At 68.8% G+C, this 7,605-nt stretch carries 8 protein-coding genes; 3 read left to right on the top strand and 5 right to left on the bottom strand.

Annotation, left to right across the window (positions count from 1 at the left end):
* Positions 1–132 precede the first annotated feature (132 nt).
* A complete protein-coding gene (locus tag HV742_RS31835) occupies positions 133–834 on the bottom strand; it encodes a DAPG hydrolase family protein (protein ID WP_059270241.1) in 702 nt (233 codons plus the stop codon).
* Between the two features lie 127 nt (positions 835–961).
* Here HV742_RS31835 and HV742_RS31830 point away from each other — a divergent pair, with 127 nt between their 5' ends.
* On the top strand, positions 962–1,627 hold the full coding sequence (locus tag HV742_RS31830; protein WP_054416899.1) for a TetR/AcrR family transcriptional regulator: 666 nt from the start codon (positions 962–964) through the stop codon (positions 1,625–1,627).
* Between the two features lie 157 nt (positions 1,628–1,784).
* Entirely contained in the window at positions 1,785–2,336 is a 552-nt protein-coding gene (locus tag HV742_RS31825; protein ID WP_049074093.1) for a Dps family protein, read from the top strand.
* Between the two features lie 84 nt (positions 2,337–2,420).
* On the opposite strand, the gene HV742_RS31820 is transcribed toward HV742_RS31825, so the two are convergent.
* Both HV742_RS31820 and HV742_RS31815 read right to left on the bottom strand, forming a co-directional pair.
* On the bottom strand, positions 2,421–2,921 hold the full coding sequence (locus HV742_RS31820; protein ID WP_063583237.1) for a hypothetical protein: 501 nt from the start codon (positions 2,919–2,921) through the stop codon (positions 2,421–2,423).
* Positions 2,922–3,085: 164 nt separating this feature from the next.
* Positions 3,086–5,893: an autotransporter family protein gene (locus HV742_RS31815; RefSeq protein ID WP_175147268.1), complete on the bottom strand. Its 2,808-nt coding sequence runs from the start codon at positions 5,891–5,893 to the stop codon at positions 3,086–3,088.
* Between the two features lie 107 nt (positions 5,894–6,000).
* Between HV742_RS31815 and HV742_RS31810 the strand changes: the two genes are divergently transcribed.
* Positions 6,001–6,387 carry a hypothetical protein gene (locus HV742_RS31810; RefSeq protein ID WP_175147267.1) on the top strand — a complete coding sequence of 129 codons (387 nt, stop codon included), beginning with the start codon at positions 6,001–6,003 and terminating at the stop codon, positions 6,385–6,387.
* Between the two features lie 39 nt (positions 6,388–6,426).
* Here the strand turns inward: HV742_RS31810 and msrA are convergent, their stop codons facing one another.
* Both msrA and msrB read right to left on the bottom strand, forming a co-directional pair.
* The gene (gene msrA, locus HV742_RS31805; RefSeq protein ID WP_175147266.1) at positions 6,427–7,128 is read right to left on the bottom strand and encodes a peptide-methionine (S)-S-oxide reductase MsrA; all 702 of its coding nucleotides are present in this window, start codon (positions 7,126–7,128) and stop codon (positions 6,427–6,429) included.
* A gap of 35 nt (positions 7,129–7,163) precedes the next feature.
* Positions 7,164–7,604: a peptide-methionine (R)-S-oxide reductase MsrB gene (gene msrB / locus HV742_RS31800; RefSeq protein WP_054495623.1), complete on the bottom strand. Its 441-nt coding sequence runs from the start codon at positions 7,602–7,604 to the stop codon at positions 7,164–7,166.
* Position 7,605 lies beyond the last annotated feature (1 nt).

The following is a 7,605-nucleotide window of genomic DNA, read 5'->3' as shown; positions in this document are numbered from 1 at the left end:
GCTCCGCGCCGCCGCGCGCCGCGCGCAGCGCGCAGGCCGGCGGCCGTGCCGGTCTTGCCCGGGCAGCGGCCGTGCCGGCCTCACCAGGGCGGCGGCCGTGCCAGCCTTACCATCGCAGGGGCCGTGCCCGCCTTACCAGGGCAGCGGCGCGGCTTCGCCGTTGGCGTGTTCGCCGTAGTAGATCGACGGCAGCAAGCGCGACAGGTAGGTGAACTCGGTATAGCAATGGCGCAGCAGGTTCAGCCCCAGCACGTCGGGCACGTCCTGTTGCGGCCGTGGGCTCGACAGGCCCAGGTAGAAGCGGCTGCGCAGCACGCAGCCGAACGGCGTGTCGCGCGCCAGGTGGATCATCTGGCCATCCCTCGGATCGCCATCGGCGTCGAGTTGGATGTGGTCGCCGAAGCCGATGCGGGCGTAGATGGCCGCCGACACGTCCTGGTTGCCGTGCGCGGCGCGCAGGCGCGCGGCGTCGAAGGCCTCCTGCGGGGCGTGGAATTTCAGCCTGGCGGCCACCGGCGGCAGGTCGGCCAGCGACTCCACCGCGTGGATCGAGGCGCCGATATAGCTTTCGCCGCGCCGCCAGGCGCTGTCCCAGCCACGATGCTCGACATGGTCGTGCGGATGCCACCACTTGATGTGCTGGGTGGTCTGGAAGAACTTGAACCACCAGTCAATCATGCGGCCCTTGCAGCCGTGCAGGTCGGTGCGCGTGGCCACCACCAGGCCGCCGCCGGGCAGGCGGGCAATGCCGGTCTCCAGCGGCAGCGGCGCGGGATCGAGCAGGCTGTCCATGTCGGCGGCGATGTGCGCCGCATCGGGGTGCGGGGTGGTCATGCGAGGTCTCCGGGATAAGGGAAAGCCATAAGGGAAAGCCGATTCTACATTAAAGAAACGTAGTTCGTTTCCAAAATAAGTGGACCGTGTAAGATCGCCCACTCGACATCAGGAGAACCAATCGCCCATGGCGTCCCTTGCCTCATCCGCCGCGCCGCGCCCGCGCGGCCGTCCCGCCCGACCCGACGCCGAACTGCGCGCCGCGATCCTCGACGCCGCCACCTGGCTGCTGCTGAACGAAGGCTATGGCGGCGCGACGCTGGAAGCGGTGGCCCGTCGCGCCGGCATGGCCAAGAAAACCGTGTACCGCTTCGCCGCCAATCGCGAGGACCTGGTGGCGCAGGTGGTGCGCGGCTGGACCGACAGCTTCGAGCCGGCGCTGGCGCAGGAGGTCGCCAGCGCCGCCGAGGTGCTGCCGGCGCTGGCGCGGGTGCTGCAGACGATCGCCGACCGCGCCCTGTCGGCCGACGCGGTCGGCATGTTCCGTTTGTTGACGGCCGATTTTCCGGCGCGCAACGCGCTGTTGGCGGTGTATCAGGAAAACGGCATCGAGCGCGGCACCGCGATGTTGGCGGGGTGGTTCGAGAAACTGGCCGCGCGCGGTTTGATCCGCATCAAGCAACCGCGTCAGACCGCCGGCCTGCTGTTGGCCATGACCATCGCCGAACCGCTGCGGCAGATGGCGTTGGGCCTGGTCGAGCCGCTGCCGCGGGGCTCCATCGCGGAGCGCATCCAGGCTTGCGTGGCGCTGTTCTCCGGGCAGGGGAAGGTATTCGAGGTCCTGCCGGACTAGTGATGGCGTCATGCCCGCGCGGGCATATCGATTCAGCTTGGCGCCAGCCGCGCGCGGCCATTGGCAAAGCGCGCATACGGAATTACCCTGGGACGTCGCGGCGCGACCGATCGCGCCGCGCGCGTGTTTTCCGAATCATTTCCAGGAGCTGCGATTCATGGCCAAGAAACTGAATGCGAAGACCACCAAGGCGGCGAAGACGCTGCGCAAGCGTCCGCTGGCAACCCCCACCGATCTGGCCGCCGCCGCCACCCGCGATATCTCCGCGGTGTTGAACCAGGTGCTGGCCGACGTGTTCGCGCTGTACCTGAAGACCAAGAACTTCCACTGGCATGTCAGCGGGCCGCATTTTCGCGATTACCACCTGCTGCTGGACGAGCAGGGCGACCAGTTGTTCGCGATGACCGATCCCATCGCCGAGCGCATCCGCAAGATCGGCGGCACCACGCTGCGTTCCATCGGCCATATCGCGCGCACCCAGCGCATCGCCGACAACGATGCCGACTACGTCCAGCCGCTGGACATGCTGGCCGAGCTGCGCGAAGACAACAAGACCCTGGCGGCCACGCTGCGCGAGGCCCATAACGTGACCGACGAGCATCGCGACATCGCCAGCTCCAGCCTCATCGAGAACTGGATCGACGAGACCGAGCGGCGCACCTGGTTCCTGTTCGAGGCCAGCCGCCAGGGCGACAGCACCGGCCATTGAACGGCGTAGGCGGCCGTTTCCCGGCCCTTGTATCGGGGGACGGGAGCGGGCGGGGCGAAGGGCGGTCCGCCGGTCGCCGGTGCGTCAGCCCTCGCGCCCAAACCCGCCGCGGGCCCATTCCGAGGCCCGTTGCACGCTCAGCTTGTAGGTGGGCGCCACGTGGATTTCGGCCAGTTGTTCGCCCGATTCGTCGTAGGCGCTGAGCACGGCATAGGGCTCGTCCTCGTCGGGCACGATATCCAGCTTGACGGTGACGCGGCCGGCGGCCGCATCGATCTTCACGCTCTTGTGCAGCGTCGCGTGCAATTGCTGTTCGTGGCGCCGCAGGACTTCGTTGGCGGTCTTGACCAGGGTATGGAAGGCGGGCGTGTCGAGGGGCTTGGGGTTCTTCTTGTCGCGGCCCATGGTCCACGGACCCACCAGGGCCGGTTCGGCCTGCCCGTCCAGAGTCATCTCGACGGCCCAGCCGTCGTCGTCTTCGTTCTTGATGATGCGGGCGGTCCAGCCATCGTCGCGCCACAGCGTGGCGCCCTGTTCCTTGCGGTCGTGGAAGTCGCCGTCGTCCGGCATGTGGGTGTCGTTCACTACTGTGCTTTTCCTGGGGGCATGGGTTCGCGGCCTCGCGGGCGGGGTTGCCGCGCCAGGCCGAAGAGATCATGGGTGCGCAGGGCGGATATCCGGATGGCCGGATTCCGCCTGCCCCCGCACTGTAGCGCAATGCGCGCGGGCGTTCCCGGCGCGGCGTTGCCCTAGAAGCGCACGGCCAGCTTGAGCAGGCCCGACTGCTGGCGGTTGCCGCCGCCGAACTGCGCGTCATAGGCGACGCCGGCGGTGGTGTTGCGGGCGAGCGCGATTTCGGCGCCCAGCCCGACCACCGCGGCGTTCCTGGCGATCGGCACGCCGCGCACCGAGAACGTGCTGCCGCCGTCGAAGGCCAGTTGCTGGCTGGGCGTGACGTCGCCCATGGCGTGGCGCCAGCCCAGCGAGGCGGTCAGGCGGCCCGGCGCGCCGCTGGACTCGAACTGCCAGGCGCCGCGCACGCCCAGCGTGCTGCTGGTCACGTCGTCGGTGCGGCCCTTGCCGCGCAGCGCGGCCGATCCGCCCGATTCCTCGAAATCCCGCGTGCGCAGCTGGTTCCAGGCCAGGCCGGCATAGGGTTCGATGCTGTAGGCATCGCTCAGCGGCAGGTGGTAGCCGAGCTCGCTGAACAGCTGCGTCGACGAGGCGCGGTAGGACGACTCCAGGCGCTGGTTCAGGCTGCCGGCCGCGACGTCGCGCTTGGTGTTGATGTCGTGCCAGGTGTAGGCGGCGCCGGCCATGAAGCGCAGGTGGCCGGGACCGGCCTGGAAATTGCGGCCGCCGAAGATCGTGGCGGTGTAGCTGTCGACGTCGGTGCGCGAGGCGGAATCGGCCAGCGAGCTGTGGCTGCCGGTGTAGCCGACCGCGCCGCCCAGGCGCCAGCCGCCGCCGACCGCGCCATCGCCGCCGACGAACAGGCCGCCGGACGATTGGCTGACGCTCGAGGCGTTGCCGTCGCCAGCGAAGGTGCTCCAGTTGCCGAAGGCCTGCGCCCAGACCGGCGAGGCGCCGCTTTGCGGCAGCGCGTCGGCCGACGGCGCGCCCAGTTGGGCGGTCGGCTGTCCGGCGCGCACCGGCGCGTCGAGGTTGCCGCGCAGGTGATCCAGCGGCAGCGCGCGCACGCTGTCGGCCTGGCTCTGCAGCACGGTGGCGGTGCTGGCGTAGGCCTCGCCGGACAACTGCTTCAGGGCCGAACGCGCTTCATTGGGCGTCATTGTCAGCACGGCCGTGGTCACCTGGCGGGCGCCGGTGCCGGCGGCCGCAGTGGTGCCGCTGCCGACCACGGACGAGCCGTTGCCGGTGGCCGTCGCGCCATTGCCGCTGGAAGCCGACGCGTTGCCGCCGGAGGTCGAACCGTTGCCGCTCGCGGGCGGATCTTCCTGGTCCAGCGCGCCGCCGACGCTGGCTTCGTTGCCGGTGCCGCCGATGCTGCCGATCGGCACGTCGTTGCGCGTGAGCGTCATGAAGGCATTCTTGGCGTCGTAGCTGAGCGTGGGCGTCAGGAAGGCGTAGGCGCTGGAGGCGCCGGTGAAGCGGCCCTGGATGCCGCCGTCGGCGGTGAGGATGTTGTAGGTGGTGCGCGGCGCATAGTTGCCGGCCGGGCCGACGTGCGCCACGGTGCCATCCAGCGTGGCGACGCCGGTGACGTGGATGCGGTCGCTGGCGCTGCTGGCCGGATCGGCGTGCACGCGATAGACGGTATCGGCGCCGAAGGTGAGGTTGCCGTTGACCGTCAACGTGCCGATGGGCGAGCCGTCGTTGCCCGGGGAGATCACGGCGGTGGGGTAGAGCGTGGTGGTGCCGACCTGGCCGACGCCCGCCAGCACGACCTCGCGGCCGATGTCCAGGGGGCCGTTCAGCTTGCCGTCGATCTCCAGGGCGCCGTCGGCGATCAGGATGGGGCCGCTCAGGCCGCTGCTGTCGGCCGTCAGGATCAGGGAGCCCGGGCCGGTCTTGACGAAGCCCTGGGTGCCTTGCAGCGGGTTGTGGATGGTGTCGACGAACTGGCCCGAGGCATAGGTGCCGTCGCCGACCACCAGGGCCGGCGGGTTGCCGCCGCTGCCCACCAGGGTGATGGGCGCGCCCTGCACGGTATAGCGGTCGGTCGCGAACTGGATGCCCGACACGCGCACCGGGCCGGCGCCGCCATCGACCGTGACCGTGCCCGCCGCGCCGGTGAAGATGGCGTAGCCGCCGTCGGGCAGGGCGCCCGTGGCGTTGGTGGGGCTGTTCCAGTTGCCGCTGGCGGCGCTCCAGGTGCCGTTGCCGCCGCCGGCGCGGGTGGCGGATGCCGCGCCGTTGCCGTTCCACAGATTGGTGGTGCTGGGGCCCAGGATCAGGTTGATCTGTTTGTCGCCGGTCAGCGACTGGATGGTCGCCGCGGGCTGCGAGTCGCCGGTCACGCTGCCCAGCGTCAGGCCGTTGCCGCTCAGAGTGCCGCCGTATGACAGGATGCGGTAGTAGCCGGCGTTGGTGCCCAGCGTGTTGACCGACACGTTCAACGTGGTGTTGTTCAGGGTGGCGTTGCCGGCGACCGTGATGTTGTCGCCGGTGCCGGGCTGCGTGATTGGCAGGCCCGCGTAGCCGGTCTCGAAGTCGAACACGGCGTTGTTCATCGACAGGTCGCCCCTGACGACGAGGTTGCCGTTGGACACGCCGGTGGGCGTGCCCACCGGGTAGCCGGGGGCGACGCGCGCGCCGTTCACGTTGAGGTTGCCGTTGATCGCGCCGAAGCCCGAGACTGTGCCGTTGGCGGCCGCGTTGACGTTGCCGGTGAGGGTGACGCCGGCGCCGCCGCCGTTGCCGCCGATCACCAGGGTGCCGCCGTTGACGTCAACGCCGCCGGGGAAGGCGGCCGAGCCGTCGAACACCTGCGTGTTGCCGGACGCCACCGTCAGGTCGGCCGCCATGGCGGCGCCGCAGCAGGTGGTGCTCAATGCGACCGTGGCCGTCAGCCACTTGTTCGTGCCGTATATCAAGACTGGAATCCTTTTTGTCTCGGCCCGAGGTCCCGATGCCATACGCAATTGCCCACGGAAATCGTGTTTCCGGTGGCTGAAATACTTTGTATGGAATGGACGGGCCGGTGGAAAAAGGACGCAATTTATACCTGCTTTTTTGCAGATTTAAAAACTGCCTGAAAGATACCATCCAAGGCCGCGATTTTCGGCCGCTTGGATACCAACCAATTGTTTTTATTGGTTTTTTGGATACCGTCCGTATTATCAATATGGCGGGAATTGATACATTCTATATTATCTGTCAGGCACGACAGGTGCTGATTTTCGATTTTAAGAATCGGCGCGGTTTTTATTATTTATCTTGCTTATCGAGGCGCCGCGAAAATGGTCAGGACGCGCGTTTTTACGGCCATCGCGGCAGCGCCTTCCCGGCTGCACGGCGCGCGACGGCAGCGACGGCCGCGCGTGGCGCGGCCGCCGGCGCGGCAAGCCCCGCCGGCGGCCGCCAATGACAGCCCTGTCCGCCAGCCGCCCGCGGATTCAGCCGCTGGCTACGGATTCACCAGCACCGGCTTGTCGCGATACGCCGCCGGGAAGGTCTTGGCCAGGTTCTCCACCTTCGGCACGTCGTTCACCATGATGTACATGCTGTACGGGTGCCGCACCAGGTAGTCCTGGTGGTAGCCCTCGGCGGGGTAGAAGGCCTTGAGCGGTTCCACCGTGGTGGCCAGCGCCTTGGGGTAGACGCCGGATTTGTTCAGCTGGGCGATGTAGGCCTCGGCCACCTTGCGCTGGTCGTCGTTGGCCGGGAACACCGTGGAGCGGTACTGGGTGCCGCTGTCCGGGCCCTGGCGGTTGAGCTGGGTCGGGTCGTGCGCCACCGAGAAATAGATCTGCAGCAGCTGGCCGTAGCTGACCTGCTTCGGGTCGTAGGTGATTTCCACCGATTCGGCGTGGCCGCTGCGCCCGCCGCTGACGGTGTCGTAGTCGGCGGTGGATGCCTGGCCGCCGGCGTAGCCGGAGACCGCCGAGGTGACGCCCTTGACGTGCTGGAACACCGCCTGCACGCCCCAGAAGCAGCCGCCGGCGATCACGGCTTTTTCCTGGGCCGCGCCGGCCGCCGAGGCGTCGAGCGCGGGCGGCGGAATGATGAAGGCAGTCTCGGCGGCGCTGGCCGTGCCGAAGGCGAACAGGGTGCCGGCGGCGGCGGCCAGCGCGGCCTGGCGGGCGCGGGAGAAGGGACGAAGGAACATGATGCGCAATCCTCGAAAAATGACGCCGGCCGCGATCAGGCCTGCGGGGTGAAGCTCATGGCCACGCCGTTCATGCAGTAGCGCAGTCCGGTCGGGCGCGGGCCGTCGTCGAAGACGTGACCCAGGTGGCCGCCGCAATTGCCGCAATTGACGGCGGTGCGGGTCATGCCGAAGCTGCGGTCTTCCAGCGTGTCGACGGCGTGTTCCAGCGGCTGCCAGAAGCTGGGCCAGCCGGTGCCGCTGTCGAACTTGGTGGCCGACGAAAACAGCTTCTGGGCGCAGCCGGCGCAGGCGAAGGTGCCGGCGCGATGCTCGTCATTGAGCGGGCTGGTGTAGGGCCGTTCGGTGCCCTCGCGGCGCAGCACGTCGTACTGCGCCTGGGTCAGTCTGGCGCGCCATTCGGCGTCGGTCAGGGTATAGGGGTAGGCGCGGGGCTGCGCGGCGCGCGCGGCGCGCCCGGCCAGCAGGGGCGCCAGG

This window comes from Achromobacter ruhlandii (genome assembly GCF_902859695.1).
Classification (GTDB): domain Bacteria; phylum Pseudomonadota; class Gammaproteobacteria; order Burkholderiales; family Burkholderiaceae_B; genus Achromobacter; species Achromobacter ruhlandii.
The sequence above is the reverse complement of the archived record's forward strand: the minus strand, read 5'-3'. Positions and strand labels throughout refer to the sequence as shown.

Excerpts from the sequence above, each read along its gene's own strand:
- HV742_RS31835 (WP_059270241.1), bottom strand. The coding sequence starts at position 834 with ATGACCACCCCGCACCCCGATGCGGCGCACATCGCCGCCGACATGGAC.
- HV742_RS31830 (WP_054416899.1), top strand. The coding sequence starts at position 962 with ATGGCGTCCCTTGCCTCATCCGCCGCGCCGCGCCCGCGCGGCCGTCCC.
- HV742_RS31825 (WP_049074093.1), top strand. The coding sequence starts at position 1,785 with ATGGCCAAGAAACTGAATGCGAAGACCACCAAGGCGGCGAAGACGCTG.
- msrA (WP_175147266.1), bottom strand. The coding sequence starts at position 7,128 with ATGTTCCTTCGTCCCTTCTCCCGCGCCCGCCAGGCCGCGCTGGCCGCC.